The organism is Thermus sp. NEB1569 (assembly GCF_022385295.1).
In the GTDB taxonomy this organism is placed as follows: Bacteria; Deinococcota; Deinococci; order Deinococcales; family Thermaceae; genus Thermus; species Thermus scotoductus.
The window spans coordinates 1,497,648-1,511,973 of sequence record NZ_CP092445.1 but is presented as its reverse complement, the minus strand read 5'-3'; the positions used below and the strand labels follow the sequence as shown (position 1 = coordinate 1,511,973).

The window sequence follows — 14,326 nt, the reverse complement described above, 5'->3', positions numbered from 1 at the left end:
ACCCGCCCTCGCCCTTTTCCCAAACCAGCCCAGGTGGTACCATCTAAGGGATGGAACGGGTGACGGTGGTGGGCGGAGGCTTGGCGGGAAGCGAGGCCGCCTGGACCCTGGCGCGGCTTGGGGTTCCCGTGCGCCTTTATGAGATGCGCCCCAAGCGCATGACCCCGGCCCACGCCACAGAAAGGCTGGCGGAGATCGTCTGTTCTAACTCGTTGGGGGGCGAAGGGCCTGCGAACGCCAAGGGGCTACTGCAGGCGGAGATGCGCCGGGCGGGAAGCCTGGTCATGGAGGCAGCCACTAGGGCCCGGGTGCCTGCGGGAGGGGCCTTGGCCGTGGACCGGGAGGAGTTTAGCCAGTACATCACGGAGAGGCTTTCCCGGCATCCCCTGGTGGAGGTGGTGCGGGAGGAGGTGGCGGAGATCCCCAAGGGCCTGGCCATCCTGGCCACGGGGCCTCTTACCTCCGACGCCCTCTCCGAGGCTATACGGCACCGGTTTGGCGACCACTTCCTGAGCTACTTTGATGCGGCAAGCCCCATCGTCCTGTACGAGAGCATTGACCTGGAAACATGCTTCCGGGCCGGGCGCTACGGCCAGGAGGCGGACTACCTCAACTGCCCCCTGACCGAGGAGGAGTACCGGCGGTTCTACCAGGCCCTCCTCGAGGCGGAAGAGCACACCCCCCACGAGTGGGAGAAGCGGGAGTTCTTTGAGGCCTGCGTGCCCGTGGAGGAGCTGGCCCGAAGGGGCTACCAAACCCTCCTCTTTGGCCCCATGAAGCCCGTGGGGCTCAAGGACCCAAGGACCGGCAAGGAACCCTTCGCCGTGGTGCAGCTTCGCCAGGAGGACAAGGCGGGGCGGATGTGGAGCCTGGTGGGGTTCCAGACCGGTCTTAAGTGGCCCGAGCAAAAGCGGCTCATCCAGATGATCCCGGGCCTGGAGAACGCCGAGATCGTGCGCTACGGGGTGATGCACCGGAATACCTACCTAAACGCTCCCCTCCTACTCCAGGAGACCCTGGAGTTTAAGGAGCAGGAAGGGCTTTTCGCCGCGGGGGTGCTGGCCGGGGTGGAGGGCTACCTGGAAAGCGCCGCCACAGGATTCCTGGCAGGCCTGAACGCCGCCCGGCGCTACCGGGGGTTAAAACCCGTGGCCCCGCCGGAGGAAAGCATGCTGGGGGGATTGGTCCGCTTCCTGGCCACCGCCAACCCCAAGGGCTTCCAGCCCATGTACGCCAACTGGGGGCTGGTCCCTCCGGTGGAGGGAAGGATGGCCAAGAAGGAGAAGCGGGAAGCCATGTACCATAGGGGCCTCAGGGCCTTTGAGGAATGGGTGGCTTCCCTAGGGATGCTCGCTTCCACCTAGGCCCAGGGCCTTTAGCCCCTCCAGGGCCACCGCCTTCTCGTCCCAGGGCAGGGCCAGGGTACCCCTTTCCAGGGTGCGCTCGTGCCCCTTGCCGGCAAGGAGGACGGTATCCCCTTCCCGGGCCTCGGAAAGGGCACGGAAGATGGCTTCCTTGCGGTCGGGGATGATCTCGTAAAGGCTCCCCTCCTCCCTGGCGGCCTTGGCCAGGGCCTCGAGGATGGCCCGGAGGTCCTCCGTGCGGTGGTCCTCCTCGGTGAAAAAGGTCTTGTCGGCAAGCCTCGCCGCCACCCGCCCGATATCCTCCCGCCTCCTCGGATCCCGTTCCCCGGCAGCCCCCACCACCAGAAGAAGCCTTCCCCGGGTGGTGGCCCGCAGGGTCTTTAGGGCCTCCTCCAGGCTTTTTCCCGTGTGGGCGAAGTCGATGACCACCCGGAAGGGCTTTCTCTGCACCACCTCCATCCGCCCCGGCACCCCCCTAAAGGTGGCGAGGCCCTGAAGCACCTTTTCCAGGGAGAGCCCATAGGCCAAGGCGGCGGCGCTAGCGGCCAGGGCGTTATCCAGGTTGTACCTCCCCAGCATGGGCAAAAAGGCTTCCCCCGAGCCCCAGGGGGTATGCAGGGTAAAGCGGAGGCCTTCCTCCCCTTCCCGCAAGCCCACCCCCCACACCTCCCCACCCGGTCCGAAGAGAAGATGGGGCCTGGGAAGAAGGCGCTTCAGATGGGGCAGGCGGGTGTTTAAAACGGCGAAATGGGAGCGCTCCACCAAAAGGGCCTTGGTGGCAAAGTAGGCCTCGGCGGTGCCGTGCAGGTCCAGGTGGTCGTCGGGGTAGAAGCTCACGAAGACCCCGATGCGGTAGGAAAGCCCCTCCACCCGCTTCAGGGCCAGGGCGTGGCTGGAAACCTCCAGCACCGCAGCCTCCAGCCCTCTTTCCACGGCTTCCCGCAAAAACCCGTACACCTCGGGGGCCTCGGGGGTGGTGAAATGGCCGATGTTAGGGCGGGCCTCCTCTCCCAGGCGGAGGCCCACGGTGGAGAGGAGGGCGGCGGGTTTTTCGCCGGCTTGCAGGAGGTGGTGAAGGAGGCTTGCCGTGGTGCTCTTTCCCTTGGAACCGGTGATGCCCAAGAGGGCCAGTTTCCGGTCCGGTTCGCCGAAGAAATGGCGGGCCAGGTGGGCCAAGGCCTCCCGGGCGTCCCCCACCCGCAGGTAGGGCACGGGAAGGCTTAACTCCCTTTCCCCCACCACGGCGATGGCCCCCTTGGCCAGGGCTTCGGGGATAAAGTCGTGCCCGTCCAAGGGCTTGCGGTGGGGAAGGGGCACCCCAGGCACGGCCACGAAGACGTAACCGGGTTCCACCCGCCTCGAGTCCAGGGTGAGGCCTAAGACCCTAAGGGGCGGGGCCTTAAGGCCAAAGGGGGCGAAGAGTTCCTCGAGGGTCATGGCTGGATCCACAAGCGGAGGGCGGCAAGAAGGCTATCGCGGTCCTCCGCCTTTTCCACGAAGTCTATCTGGTCCGCCTCCACCACGTACACGGGGGAGAGGTCCCAGGAGGCGATGAGTTGCTCGTAGAGGGCGTTGAGCCCGAGAAGGTAGCGGTCGGGGAGGTTTTGCTCAAAGGGCCTTCCCCGCTTTTTTATCCGCTCCCTTAAGGTGGGGAGGCTCGCCCGGAGGTAGATGAGAAGATCGGGCTTCCTAAGGGCTGGGGACACGCTCTGGAAGAGGTCCAGGTAGGTTCGCCAGTCCCGCTCCTTCAAGTGGCCTTCCCGGTAGAGGTTCTGGGCGAAGACCAGGGCGTCCTCATAGACCGTGCGGTCCTGCACCACGGCCCTCGCCCCGTTCACCTCCAGAAGGTGCTGGCGCACCCTTCTCGCCAGGAAGAAGACCTGGGAGTGGAAGGCGTAGGCCCCCATATCCCGGTAGAAGTCCTCCAGGTAGGGGTTTTCGCTCACCGCCTCGTACACCGGCTTCAGCCCGAAGGCCTCTGAGAGCAAAGCGGTGAGGGAGCTCTTGCCGCTACCGATGTTGCCGGCGATGGCCAGATACATGCTGGACCCTTCTTTAGGCGGTCCTGCCGTCCTGGGCCAGGTGGGTCTTCACCAGGGCCACCACCTGGTCCTGACCGGGGCCGGGTTGGCTATAGTCCAGCTGGTCCGCCTCGAGGACCAAAAGGGGATGGGCGTAGCGGGCAAAGTGGCGCTCGTAGGCTTCGGAGAGGGCCTCGAGGTAGGTGGGGTCCATCCCCTCCTCAAAGGGCCTGCCCCGTTTCCGGATGCGTTCCAATAGCACTGGCACCGGGGCCCTTAGGTAGACCGTGAGGTCGGGCGGGGGAAGCTTCAGGGAAAGCTCCCGGTAAAGGTCCAAGTAAAGGTTCCACTCGGGGCCCTCCAGGTTGAGGCTGGCGAAGATGGCGTCCTTGTCAAAGAGGTAGTCGGCCACCACCCCGCCAAAGAGGGGCCTTTCCCGAAGGCGGGAAAGCTGCCGGTAGCGGGAAAGGAGGAAGAAGACCTGGGTCTTGAAGGCGTAGCGCTTCCGGTCCTGGTAGAAAAGGGACAGGAAGGGATTTTCCTCCACCACCTCCAGAAGGGGCTCGGCCCCAAACCTTTGCGCAAGAAGCCGGGCCAGGGTGGTTTTGCCCACGCCAATGGGTCCTTCTATGGCTACGTACACCCCTACCTCCGCAAGGTAGCCTAACGCCTGATAGGCCGGGCCACCATGGTGAGGGTGACCTCGAGCCTCCGTCCTTCCCGCCAAAGCGTTAGCCGCACCCGGTCCCCAGGGCGGTAGCGGGCGATGAGGCGGACCACCTCCGCCTTGTCCTTGACCGCTTTGCCGTTCACCGCCAGAATCACATCCCCAAGGGCCAAAAGCCTCCCCTGGGCATCCCGCTGGGCTCCCCTTAGGCCGGCCCGGGCTGCAGGGCTTCCCGGGTCCACCCGGTCCACCATGGCCCCCTGGGTGGTGGTGAGGCCCACCGCCCTGAGGAGCACCGGCGGAAGTTCGTCCAGGCTAATCAGGCTGGCCCCCAGCCAGCCCCGCTGGGGGATGCCGAACCGCTCCAGGTCCTGGACGCTTTGGGCCACGAGATCCGCCGGGATGGCCACCCCGATTCCTCCCACCCCCGAGGGTCCTCCCACCACGTCCGCCACCACCCCCACCACCTCCCCTTGCAGGTTCAGAAGGGGGCTTCCCGAGTTGCCCACGGTGAGGGGTGCGTCGGTGAAGAGGTATTCCCCCACCTCGGCTCCCACGCTGGGGTCGGGGGAGGGAACCTCGAGGGGGCCTATGCCGGAGAGAATCCCGTAGGAGGCCAGGGGCCCCTGGCCGAAGGGAAACCCCACCAGCACCACCCCCATGCCTAGGGGAAGGCTGGTGCTGGGGGTCTTGCTGAAGGCCAGCACCCGAGGAGCCTGGAGGCCGCGTACCGTGAGAAGGGCGATATCGATCCCGGGGTCCACGGCGAAGCGCTCCGCAGGAAAGGTGCGCCCGTCCGCCAGGCGCACGGTGAGGTCGGCCAAGTCCTGGACCACGTGGTAGTTGGTGACCACCCGGAAGGGACTCACGAAGAACCCCGTGCCCACCACCTGGTTCTCCCCAGGGGCGGTTGGGGAGCCCTGGACCCGGACCACTGCGGGCAGGGCCCTTTGGATCACCTGGCTTCGGGCCACCTCCTCGGGGGAGACCAGGCGCTGGCCCAGGGCCAAGAGGGAGAGGAGGAGGGCAGCGAGGACGAGGCGCATGCCCTTACATTACCTCAGGGGCGGGGATACCCAGGAGGGAAAGCCCCGTCTTCAGGGTTTCTTGCAGGCTCCTCACCAGGCCAAGGCGGAGTTCCCTCAGGCCCGGGGGTGCCGTGAGCACCGGGGTGGCGGGCCTCCCGTCCTCCTTGGCGTTGTAGTAGGCGTTCCAGCTGGCGGAAAGGTCCAGCAGGTACTGGGCTAGGACATGGGGGGTTTTCTCCTCGGCAGCTTCCAGCACCGCCTCCTCAAAGTCCAGGAGGGCTAAGGCCAGTTCCCGCTCGTACGGGGTGGCCTGGGCAAGGTCTATCTCCCCCCATTCCCCGGCCTTGCGCAGGATGCTGTGGGCCCTGGCGTGGGCGTACTGGACGTAGGGGCCCGTATCCCCTTCAAAGGAAAGGGCCTCGGCGTAGCGGAAATCGATCTGTTTCCTGGGCTCGGTCTTCACCATGGCAAAGCGGATGGCCCCCAGGGCTACCATCCTGGCCGCCTCCTCCTTGGCGGGGTGGTCGGGGTTTTTCTCCTCTATCACGGCAAGGGCTCGCCTTTCCGCTTCCTCCAGGACCTCATCCACGCTCACCGCCAGGCCCTTGCGCCCGGACATCTGCTTACCTTCCAGCAGTACGGTTTCATAGGCCAGGTGGAAGGCGCCCTCCGCCAGCTCAGGGTGCCCCGCCAGGGCCAGAGCCGCCCGCACCAGGGCCTGGGGGTGGCTTTGGCGCACGTCGATGACGTTGATGGTTTCCCGGGCCCTGGGGGTGTAGGGTTCCCCCTGGGGGGCGCTGGTTCTCAGGGCCGGGTAGTAGGGGTTCTCGTAGGGCTGGAAGTACAACCCCTCCAAAAGGCCCATCTTCCAGAACTGGAAGGCGATGTCCTTGGCGTAGTAGGTGGCGGCTCCCCCGGAGCGCACCAGGACGAAGTAGGGGTCTTCCAGCCCGGGGATGAAGGGGCTTGCGTCCATGACCAAGGCCCCCGCGTACTTGCCCTCCGTGGGGCGGAAGACGTGGGGACTCTGCTCCAGGATCCTCAGGGCTTTTTCCAGAAGCCCCGCCCGAACGATGTCGGATTCCCAGACCAGAAGGTCGTAATGAGCGTTCAGGGCCTTCATGGTGGCCATCTGGGCCAGGAGGATGCGGTTGACGTCTTCCCTGAGTTCCCCCCGCTCCAGGGCGTGAAGGATTTCCTCTATGCCCCCCTGCAGGTTGGGGTACTCGGGATCCTGATGAAGGCGCACGTAGGCATTGCCGGCGAAGTGGTCGTACTTCTCCTTCCCGTCCCAGGTGAGGCCGTAGTGCCTTAGGGCGAAAAGGGTTTCCGCCGCCTGGCGGCCTGTGTCGTCAATGTAGTTCAGGACCAGGACCCTTCGCCCCGCATAGTCCAGGATGCGGGCCAGGCTGTCCCCGAGGGCGATATTCCGCAGGTGGCCCACGTGGAGCTCCTTGTTGGGGTTCACCGAGGTGTGCTCGATGAGCACCAGGCCTTCCCTCTTGGGAAAAGGCTCCTTGGGCCTCAGGGCCTCCTTGAGGAGATCCTTCGTGCGGATGCGGAAGTTCAAGTACCCCCCCACGGGGATGACTTCCTCCACGAAAGGGGGAAGGGCCAGGCGGGCCTTGAGCTCCTCGGCGATGGCCTGGGGGGGTTTCCTTAGCTCCTTGGCCAAGGCGAAGAGGGGAACCCCGTAGTCCCCGGGCTTGTCCTTGGGGGCCTTGGCCACCTTGAGACGGAGGTCCAGGCCCATCTCCTTGAGGGCTTGGTGAATGGCCTCTTCCAGGGCGCGGCGCACCATCAGGGGGTTATCTTACCCCAGGGCCCCTTCCAAAGCGGCCTTCAGGGCCTCCGCCGCCTTGCGGTTCATGCCCGGCAGGCGGGCAAGCTCTTCCAAAGGTGCTTCCTTTAAGGCCTTAATCCCCCCGTAGCGCTCCAAGAGGAGCTGCCTCCGCCTTTCCCCAATGCCTGGGATGCCCTCCAGGACCTTAAGGGCCTCCTGGGCACGCCTTTTCTGGTGGTAGCGGAGGCCATTCTGGTGGGCCTCGTCCCGAAGGTGGATGAGGAGCTGGAGGGCCGGGTGGGTGAGGGGGAGGCGGATCTCCCGGCCTTCTGGGGTGATGAGGACCTCCTCCTTCTTGGCCAAACCCACCAGGGGAAGGCTCAGGCCGGCCCTTTCCAAAGCCCGGGCTGCTGCCCGCACCTGGCCTAGCCCGCCATCGATCAGGAGGAGGTCGGGGAGGGGCAGGTCCTTTAGGCTTCCCGTGAAGCGCCGGTATACCCCTTCCTCCATGGCAGCGTAGTCGTCGTTTCCCGCCTTCAGGCGCATCCTGCGGTACTCCGCCCTCTTGGGCCTACCCCCCTCCAGGACGGCCATGGAAAAGACCCGGGCCTCCCCCTGGAGGTGGCTTACGTCGTACCCCTCGAGGCGATAGGGCCTTTGGGATAGCCCCAGGATCTCCTGGAGGGCCTTTAGGGCGGGGTGGTCCCCCCGCCTTTCCAGTTGCTTGAGCTCGGTTTCCAGGGCCAGGCGGGCGTTCTTCTCCGCCAGCTCGAGAAGCCTTACCTTCTCCCCCTTTTTGGGCACCCTTAGCTCCACCCTCCGCCCGGCGCGGCGGTGAAGCAGGGCTGCTAGGCTTTCCAGGTCCTCCAGGGGGAAGGGCAGCAGGATCAGGGGGGGTAGGGGGGAAGCCTCCAGGTAGTAGTCCCGCAGGAAGGCCCAGAGGATTTCCTCAGGGCTCGCTTCCTCTTTTTCCACCACCCGGTTGATGCGTCCCAGGATCCGCCCTGAGCGCACCTGGTACAGTTGCACCACTGCCAAAGGCCCTGCCTGGGCCAAGCCCAGGAAGTCCAGGTCCCCCATCTCCGGGTCAAAGGCTTGCTGGGCGGTGGAGAAGAAGGCCCTTAGGGCCTCCATTTGATCCCGGATTTCCGCTGCCCGCTCAAACTCTAACCTCTGTGCGGCTTCCCGCATCTTGGCTTCCAGCTCCCTTAGGAGCCCATCCACCTTCCCCTCCAGCACCGCCTCCACCTGGCGTACTACCTCCTGGTAGGCCTTGGGGTCGGCAAGGCCCACGCAAGGGGCCAGGCAGCGGCCCATGCTGTAGTTGAGGCACGGATAGCGCCTTTTTTTCATGGGGTAGCCGGAGTTCTTGCGCAAGGGGAAAAGGCGGTCTATCAGGGTCTTGATGCGCCTTAGGGCGCTGGCTTCGGGGAAGGGCCCGTAGTACTTGGCCCCGTCCTCCTCCACCCGCCGCACCACCAAAAGGGTAGGGAAGGGCTCCTGGGTGAGCTTTAAGAAGGGGTAGTGCTTGTCGTCCTTGAGGAGGACGTTGTAGGGGGGACGGTGGGCCTTGATGAGGTTGGCCTCGAGGAGGAGGGCCTCCACCTCGTCCCGGGTGGCGATGAAGTCCAGGTCTGTGGCCTCCTCGGCGATGCGCCTGGCCTTGCCCTCGGCGTGGAAGTAGCTCCGCACCCGGGCCCTTAGGCTTTTGGCCTTGCCCACGTAGAGGACCTCCTCTTCCCGCTTCCAAAGGTAGACCCCAGGGGCCTCAGGGAGAGGAGGAAGCTCGGCAAGCCGCACGCCTCCCATTGTAGAGTTCCCCTATGGAGCCCGTCATGGTGGACGCCCACCTGGATTTGGCCTACAACGCCCGGATCCTGGAGCGGGACCTCTCCCTACCCCTGGACCGCCTTAGGGAGGTGGACCCCCATCCCGAAACCCCCTTGGTGACCCTGGAAAGCCTTAGGGAGGCCCGGGTGGCGGTGGCCTTCGCCACCTTGTTCGTGGATCCCAGGGAAGGGGGCCTCGAGGACTGGCAGGAGGAGGTGTACGCCCAGCTGGCCCTCTACGAGGCCTGGGAGGCCAAGGGATGGGTGAGGATCCTCCGCTACGGAAGGGATCTGGAGGCGCACCTCGCCCGTCACCGGGAGGACCGGATCCCGGGCCTGGTGCTCCTCCTGGAAGGCGCCCATGCCCTCGCCTCCCCTGAGGAGTTGGCTCCGTTGCGGCAAAGGGGCCTCAGGATGCTTTCCCTCACCTGGGCCACCCGGAATGCCTACGCAGGGGGCAACGCCGAGGAGGCTCCCCTGACCGACTTGGGAAAAGCCCTTTTGCGGGAAATGGAGGGCCTGGGAATGGCCCTGGATCTCTCCCACCTAGCGGAGGAAGCCGCCTTCCAGGCCCTGGAGGTCTTCTCGGGCCCGGTGTGCGCCACCCATGCCAACGCCCGGGCCCTGGTGCCCTCCCCCCGCCACCTTTCCGACCGGCTTATGGAGGCCCTAAGGAAGCGGGAAGGGGTCTTGGGCCTGGTGCCCTTTAACGCCTTTTTGGACCGGGGCTGGAAGCGGGGGGATCCCAGGCTTCCCCTGGAGGCTTTTTTCCGCCATAAGGCCCATGCGGAAGCCATATTGGGGCCAAGGAGGGTGGCCTTGGGCACGGACTGGGACGGGGGGTTTGGCCTCGAGGCGGTTCCCCTGGGGCTGGACCGCCACCGGGACCTCAGGGCCTTGGGGGACGAGGACTTCCTGGGGAGGAACTGGCTTCGGTGGTTACGTTCTTGGTTCTAGGGGCACCACCGCCAGGGTGCACCGGCTTGCCGCCACCAGCTTTCCCTCCTCGTCGTAGACCTTGACCTCCCACACCTGGGTGGTGCGGCCCACGTGGAGGGGCCGGCCTATGGCCCGGAGGGTCCCCGCCTGTTTCTTGCGGATGTGGTTGCAGTTGATCTCCAGGCCGAAGGCGGCATGCCCTGGCGGGCAGTTGAGGAATCCCCCCACGCTGGCCACGCTTTCCGCCAGGGCCACCGTGGCTCCCCCGTGGAGGAAGCCAAAGGGCTGGTGCACCCTGGGGGTCACCTCCAGCTCGGCCACCACCTCCTCCTTTTCCAGCTTCAGGTAGCGCACCCCCAAGGTGGCATCCAGGGTTTCCCGCTGGGGAATGGTTTTTCCTTCCATGCCTTGGAGTATAAAGGGGGCGTGGGCGAGATACGGCTTTTTCCTGGGCTTCTTTCCCCCCCGGCGGGGCTGGAGTTTTTCCTGGACCTCCCCTCGGAGGAGGGGCTTCACCTGATCGCCTTTGCGGAAGGGGCCCTTGCTGCCTTGAAGGTGGGCTTTCAGGAGGGGGCAAGAAGCCTGGTGCTCCTTTCCCCCATCCTGCGGCGGGATGCCCTTCTTTCCGCCAAGCTGGCCGCCCTCCGCTTTGGTTTGGAGGTGGGAGGGATGGAGGGGTTTGCCCGGGTGGGCCGGGCTCTTTTCTTTGGCCCCCGTGCGGCGGGAAGCGAGGAGATCTTCGCCGCCTGGAGGGAAGGGCTTTCGGAGAAAGGGGTGCAGGCCTGGCTGGCCCTTATGGAAGGGCTTTCCGATGAACGCCGCTGGCTTAGGGGCACGGAGGCCCGGATCCTGGTGGTCCAGGGGGCCTGGGATGCCTTTACCCCGCCTTTTTACGGCAGGGAGGTGGCGGACTTCGCCAAGGGGGAGGCCTTGCGCTTTACCCTGGAGGAGGCGGGTCACCTGGTGCCCTGGGAGGCTAGGGAGGAGGTGGTGGACCTGGTGGCGGATTTTCTCCTGGGGGAAGCTTTCCGTCCCTTGCCCGGAGGCCTTGCCCTATGAGGCGAACCGGGTACCTTCACCTCTATGGGCTCAACCTGGTTTTTGACCGGCTGGGCAGGGGTCCAGCGGTGCTCCTCCTGGCGGAGGAGGCCGAGGTGTGGCCCGAGGTGCTTCCCCAAGGGTTTACCTTTTACCTTTTGGACCTCCCCGGCTACGGGCGCACGGGTGGGCCTTCCATGGCCCCGGAGGAGCTGGCCGAGTACGTGGTGGGCTTTTTGGTCATGCTCAACCTGGGCTCGCCCCCCATCCTGGTCCGGGGAATAGGGGAGGCGGTGGGTGAGGTGCTTAGGGATAGGGGGTATCGGGTGTTTTCTGGAGATGCCTTAGATGAGGGCTTGAAAAGGGCCGTGAACATGGATTAACATGCCCATGGGAGGTGTTGTATGCGGAGGATTCTGGGTGTTTTGGCGGTGGTATTGGGCTTAGGCTTGGCGCAGTTTTCCGTGGAGAACTTAAAGCCCTCCTTGGCGGTGGTAGGGGGTAGCCAGGGCTTTGGCCTCGAGGCCTCCTGGCACTGCCAGCTCTTCCAGCCCCCGGTGGGGGAGGTGCGGCCAGCCCTGGACCTCGCCTATAACGTGAACGGCAACTGGAACGGATCCTTCCTCTTCCGCTACCTCTACCCTGTGGCCGAGGGTCTAAAGGCCGGGGTGGGGCTTGGCGTGGTCATTCCGGGCTTCCAGTTTGCAAATACCGCCCTCTACTTCCGGGCCGATGCCGAGTATGACCTTAAGGCCGCCCTGGGGGCCCCCCTTTTCCTGGGCGGGGACCTGGGCCTCGCCGGGGGTAACTTTGCCGGGCAGCTGAAGGTGGGCTACCGCTTCTAACGGCTACCCAGGGCTGGGGGAGGGTTTAGCCCTCCCCCAGGGCTTCTTCCTCTTCCGGGGCATCCACCTCCACCTTCATCACCTCCCTTAGGAGGCTGGTGGCGTAGCTGCCCTTGGGCAGGAAGAAGGTTAGCCAAAGCCCTTCTGGGGTTTCCTCCAGGGTCCACTCCGTAAGGGGGATGCGGATGGGCCTCCTCGCTCCCCGGCGGGCGCGGAACTCCTCCCGCTTCAGGTCATAGCGGGCCAGGATCTTGTCCTCCAGGGCCCTGGCCTCCCCCTGAGCCTCCGGGTACTTCTTGCCGAAAAGGGGGCCGGTGGCGCTGATCTCAAGCCTTAAGGCCCTTTCCGCTTCTTCCTCCCTTTCCACCAGAAACTCCCCGCCCGTGGCGTGCTTCTTGGCCCAGTCCCCGGGGATGACCCGGTCGTAAAGCCCCCTTTCCATCCTTAGGGCCACCCAGTCGTTGAAGAGAAGGCTTTGCAGGCTTCCAATCAGGAAACGCTTAAGCCAGGGATTTCCCCTTCCCTTACCCTTCTTCACCAGCTCATAGCCCTTGACCGGGTTCTGCCCCCCGAGGCCAAAGCGCTGGGGGCCGTAGTAGTTGGGAATGCCCTTAGCCTCGAGGGTCTTCAGGATGGCCCGGGCCTGTTCCACGTGGTGGGCCCCGCGAATGAGAATGCGGAAGCGGTTTCCCTTGAGGTGGCCCGTGCGCAGCTTGTTGGTGTGCAGGTTGGCTTCCAGAAGCCGGGTTCCCTTAAGGTTTTCCAGCAAGCAGAGGGCATCCTCGTGTTTGCGGGGGATGGAGAACCACTGGCGGGTTTGAGCGCGCTTGTCCTTCAGCCCCGCCACCCCGATCTCCTTTTCCGGGACCCCCACCTCGTCCCGCAGGAACTCCACCACCTGGCGGGTGGTGAGGCCTTCCTTCTCCAGGAGGAAGTAGAGGTGTTCCCCTTCCCCGCTGGGCAGGTAGGCGGGCACCTCCTCCACCTGGAAATCCTGGGGGAGAAGGCGGATAACCCCCCCCACGCCGGGGAGGTCCTGGGTGAGGTAAGGGTAACGCCCGGGGCGATAGACCAGGTCCATCCCTTTATTTTGCCTTAGAGAAGGGCCTTTAGCCAAGACTCCAGGACCCCGAAGCCGTACTGGAAGAAGGCCTCGGAGGCCAGGTCCACCCCGGCTTGGGCCAGGATCTCCTTGGGGCTTTGGCTTTCCCCCGCCTCGAGGATCCCCAGGTACTTGGGCACGAAGGCCTTTCCCTCCTCCTGGTACTTGCCGTAGAGGGCCAGCACCACCAGATACCCGAGGGCGTAGCTGTAGGTGTAGAAGCGGTAATGGACGAAGTGGGGAATGCCGGCCCAGGCCGCTTGGTCCAGCTCCGTCCAATCCACGGCATCCCCGTAAAGCCTTCCCTGCTCCTCCTGCCAGATCCCGTGGAAGGCCTCGGGGGAAAGGGCGGCTTCCCGGCGGGCCTCGAGGCTCCTTCGCTCAAAGAAGGTGTACATGACCTGGCGGAAGAGGGTGCCGATGGCATCCTCCACCCTCTCGGCCAGAAGCAGGGTGCGTTCCTCCGGGGAAAGCCTTTCCAAGAGGAGGTCGTCCAGGAGGATCTCCGCAAAGACGCTGGCGGTTTCCGCCAGGGGGGTGGAGGCCCCGAAGTTCAGGAGGCGCTGCTTCCTGGCCAGGTAGAAGTGCACCCCGTGCCCAAGCTCGTGGGCCAGGGTGTGGGCGGCGTCCAGGTCGTCGGTGTGGTTGAGGAGGACGTAGGGGTGGGTGGAGGGAAGCCCGCCAGAACAGAAGGCCCCACCCCGCTTCCCGGGCCTCGGGTACACATCTATCCAGCGCTTCTCAAAGAACTCCCGGGCGATTCTCTCCACCACCGGGGAGAAGTTGCCGAAGGCGGTGAGGACCAGATCCTTGGCTTCCTCAAAGGGGATCTTGGGCTTCTTGCCCAAAGGGGCCAGGAGGTCTTGGCTTGGCACCTTCTCTTGGCCCAGGCGCCGGGCCTTCCAGCGGTAGTAGGCCTCCACCAGGCGGTAGTGGGCCCTTGTGGCCTCGAGGAGGGCCTCGATGTCCTTTACCTCCACCTCGTCCCGGAGGGCCACGGGCTCCAGGGGATGGCGGTAACCCCGTAGGCGAAGGTCCTGGAGGTAGTCCAGGAACACCGCATTGAACACCGCGCTTAGGGTGGGGGCTTCGGCCATGAGCTTCCCGTATAGCTCCCGGTGCGCTTCCCGCCGCACCTTGGGGTCGGGGTCCCGCCTCAGGGCCCGCACCTCCATCTCGGTAAGCTCCCTTTCCCCCACCCGGAAGCGGAAGCGGCCGGTGTATTCCGTGTAAAACTGGCTCCAGGCGCTTCTTCCCACCAGGCCCTTGAGGTTTAGAAGCTCCTCCTCCCGCTCGGAAAGGGTGTGGGGGGCGAAGGCCCTCTGCCCTTGCAGGAAGTGGCGGAGATCGGCAAGGCCGGGGTGCTCCAGGAGGGCCTGGAAGGCCTCCTCGGGAAGCTTGCGCAGGGCCACCTCGAGGGGCACCAGGCGGTTTCGCACCTCGGTGTAGCGGTTCCTTACCCGGTCCAGAAGGGCCTTGGCCACGGGGTCCTGGGTGCGGGTGGCGAAGTAAAGGGAAGCGTAGTTCAAGGGCTTATAGGCTTTCTCCAGGGCTTCCTCGTAGCGCCGGAAAAGGCCTTCCGCCCGGCTGGGATGGAGGAGGTCCTTGGGGTCCAGGCTGCTGGCGAGGTTCAGAGCCTCGGCCAAGTCCCTTTCGAGGTTTGGGTCCTCAGGGCTAAGGTACAGGTCGGAAAGGTCCCACTCCATGCCG

14 protein-coding genes are annotated in these 14,326 nt (G+C 65.2%); 5 read left to right on the top strand and 9 right to left on the bottom strand.

What is annotated here, in order from left to right:
* Positions 1–50 precede the first annotated feature (50 nt).
* Entirely contained in the window at positions 51–1,364 is a 1,314-nt protein-coding gene (gene trmFO / locus MI302_RS08645; RefSeq protein WP_239725508.1) for a methylenetetrahydrofolate--tRNA-(uracil(54)-C(5))-methyltransferase (FADH(2)-oxidizing) TrmFO, read from the top strand.
* Here the strand turns inward: trmFO and MI302_RS08640 are convergent.
* The 6 genes from MI302_RS08640 to uvrC are packed head-to-tail and all read right to left on the bottom strand — an operon-like array spanning position 1,341 to position 8,672.
* Entirely contained in the window at positions 1,341–2,801 is a 1,461-nt protein-coding gene (locus tag MI302_RS08640) for a Mur ligase family protein (RefSeq protein WP_239725506.1), read from the bottom strand. The two genes, trmFO and MI302_RS08640, sit on opposite strands and share 24 nt — an antisense overlap.
* Complete coding sequence (locus tag MI302_RS08635; RefSeq protein WP_239725505.1) at positions 2,798–3,406, bottom strand: deoxynucleoside kinase; 609 nt, start codon at positions 3,404–3,406, stop codon at positions 2,798–2,800. The genes MI302_RS08640 and MI302_RS08635 overlap by 4 nt, the downstream gene beginning before the upstream one ends.
* 13 nt (positions 3,407–3,419) lie before the next feature.
* Positions 3,420–4,028, bottom strand: coding sequence for a deoxynucleoside kinase (locus tag MI302_RS08630; RefSeq protein ID WP_126208992.1), 609 nt, complete (start codon positions 4,026–4,028; stop codon positions 3,420–3,422).
* A gap of 20 nt (positions 4,029–4,048) precedes the next feature.
* Positions 4,049–5,098: a S1C family serine protease gene (locus tag MI302_RS08625; RefSeq protein ID WP_239725502.1), complete on the bottom strand. Its 1,050-nt coding sequence runs from the start codon at positions 5,096–5,098 to the stop codon at positions 4,049–4,051.
* Between the two features lie 4 nt (positions 5,099–5,102).
* A complete protein-coding gene (locus tag MI302_RS08620; RefSeq protein ID WP_015717744.1) occupies positions 5,103–6,881 on the bottom strand; it encodes an arginine--tRNA ligase in 1,779 nt (592 codons plus the stop codon).
* A 12-nt stretch (positions 6,882–6,893) separates the two neighbouring features.
* Positions 6,894–8,672: an excinuclease ABC subunit UvrC gene (uvrC, locus tag MI302_RS08615; RefSeq protein WP_239725501.1), complete on the bottom strand. Its 1,779-nt coding sequence runs from the start codon at positions 8,670–8,672 to the stop codon at positions 6,894–6,896.
* Positions 8,673–8,686: 14 nt separating this feature from the next.
* Here uvrC and MI302_RS08610 point away from each other — a divergent pair, with 14 nt between their 5' ends.
* On the top strand, positions 8,687–9,649 hold the full coding sequence (locus MI302_RS08610; RefSeq protein WP_239725498.1) for a dipeptidase: 963 nt from the start codon (positions 8,687–8,689) through the stop codon (positions 9,647–9,649).
* Here the strand turns inward: MI302_RS08610 and MI302_RS08605 are convergent.
* Positions 9,632–10,036, bottom strand: coding sequence for a PaaI family thioesterase (locus MI302_RS08605; protein WP_239725497.1), 405 nt, complete (start codon positions 10,034–10,036; stop codon positions 9,632–9,634). The two genes, MI302_RS08610 and MI302_RS08605, sit on opposite strands and share 18 nt — an antisense overlap.
* Before the next feature lie 21 nt (positions 10,037–10,057).
* Between MI302_RS08605 and MI302_RS08600 the strand changes: the two genes are divergently transcribed.
* The 3 genes from MI302_RS08600 to MI302_RS08590 are packed head-to-tail and all read left to right on the top strand — an operon-like array spanning position 10,058 to position 11,514.
* Positions 10,058–10,690: an alpha/beta fold hydrolase gene (locus MI302_RS08600; protein WP_038029747.1), complete on the top strand. Its 633-nt coding sequence runs from the start codon at positions 10,058–10,060 to the stop codon at positions 10,688–10,690.
* Positions 10,687–11,052 carry an alpha/beta fold hydrolase gene (locus MI302_RS08595; RefSeq protein WP_038029744.1) on the top strand — a complete coding sequence of 122 codons (366 nt, stop codon included), beginning with the start codon at positions 10,687–10,689 and terminating at the stop codon, positions 11,050–11,052. The genes MI302_RS08600 and MI302_RS08595 overlap by 4 nt, the downstream gene beginning before the upstream one ends.
* 21 nt (positions 11,053–11,073) lie before the next feature.
* Positions 11,074–11,514 carry a hypothetical protein gene (locus MI302_RS08590; RefSeq protein WP_126200426.1) on the top strand — a complete coding sequence of 147 codons (441 nt, stop codon included), beginning with the start codon at positions 11,074–11,076 and terminating at the stop codon, positions 11,512–11,514.
* 25 nt (positions 11,515–11,539) lie between these two features.
* On the opposite strand, the gene truD is transcribed toward MI302_RS08590, so the two are convergent.
* Positions 11,540–12,595, bottom strand: a complete 1,056-nt coding sequence (truD, locus tag MI302_RS08585; protein WP_239725496.1) for a tRNA pseudouridine(13) synthase TruD — start codon at positions 12,593–12,595, stop codon at positions 11,540–11,542.
* 14 nt (positions 12,596–12,609) lie between these two features.
* Positions 12,610–14,322: a M3 family oligoendopeptidase gene (locus MI302_RS08580; RefSeq protein ID WP_239725495.1), complete on the bottom strand. Its 1,713-nt coding sequence runs from the start codon at positions 14,320–14,322 to the stop codon at positions 12,610–12,612.
* Positions 14,323–14,326 lie beyond the last annotated feature (4 nt).

What these genes read in the sequence shown, in the direction of transcription:
- MI302_RS08640 (WP_239725506.1), bottom strand. Translation starts at nt 2,801, where the DNA reads ATGACCCTCGAGGAACTCTTCGCCCCCTTTGGCCTTAAGGCCCCGCCC.
- MI302_RS08595 (WP_038029744.1), top strand. Translation starts at nt 10,687, where the DNA reads ATGAGGCGAACCGGGTACCTTCACCTCTATGGGCTCAACCTGGTTTTT.
- MI302_RS08590 (WP_126200426.1), top strand. Translation starts at nt 11,074, where the DNA reads ATGCGGAGGATTCTGGGTGTTTTGGCGGTGGTATTGGGCTTAGGCTTG.
- MI302_RS08625 (WP_239725502.1), bottom strand. Translation starts at nt 5,098, where the DNA reads ATGCGCCTCGTCCTCGCTGCCCTCCTCCTCTCCCTCTTGGCCCTGGGC.
- trmFO (WP_239725508.1), top strand. Translation starts at nt 51, where the DNA reads ATGGAACGGGTGACGGTGGTGGGCGGAGGCTTGGCGGGAAGCGAGGCC.
- truD (WP_239725496.1), bottom strand. Translation starts at nt 12,595, where the DNA reads ATGGACCTGGTCTATCGCCCCGGGCGTTACCCTTACCTCACCCAGGAC.
- MI302_RS08610 (WP_239725498.1), top strand. Translation starts at nt 8,687, where the DNA reads ATGGAGCCCGTCATGGTGGACGCCCACCTGGATTTGGCCTACAACGCC.
- MI302_RS08605 (WP_239725497.1), bottom strand. Translation starts at nt 10,036, where the DNA reads ATGGAAGGAAAAACCATTCCCCAGCGGGAAACCCTGGATGCCACCTTG.
- MI302_RS08620 (WP_015717744.1), bottom strand. Translation starts at nt 6,881, where the DNA reads ATGGTGCGCCGCGCCCTGGAAGAGGCCATTCACCAAGCCCTCAAGGAG.
- MI302_RS08635 (WP_239725505.1), bottom strand. Translation starts at nt 3,406, where the DNA reads ATGTATCTGGCCATCGCCGGCAACATCGGTAGCGGCAAGAGCTCCCTC.
- MI302_RS08580 (WP_239725495.1), bottom strand. Translation starts at nt 14,322, where the DNA reads ATGGAGTGGGACCTTTCCGACCTGTACCTTAGCCCTGAGGACCCAAAC.
- uvrC (WP_239725501.1), bottom strand. Translation starts at nt 8,672, where the DNA reads ATGGGAGGCGTGCGGCTTGCCGAGCTTCCTCCTCTCCCTGAGGCCCCT.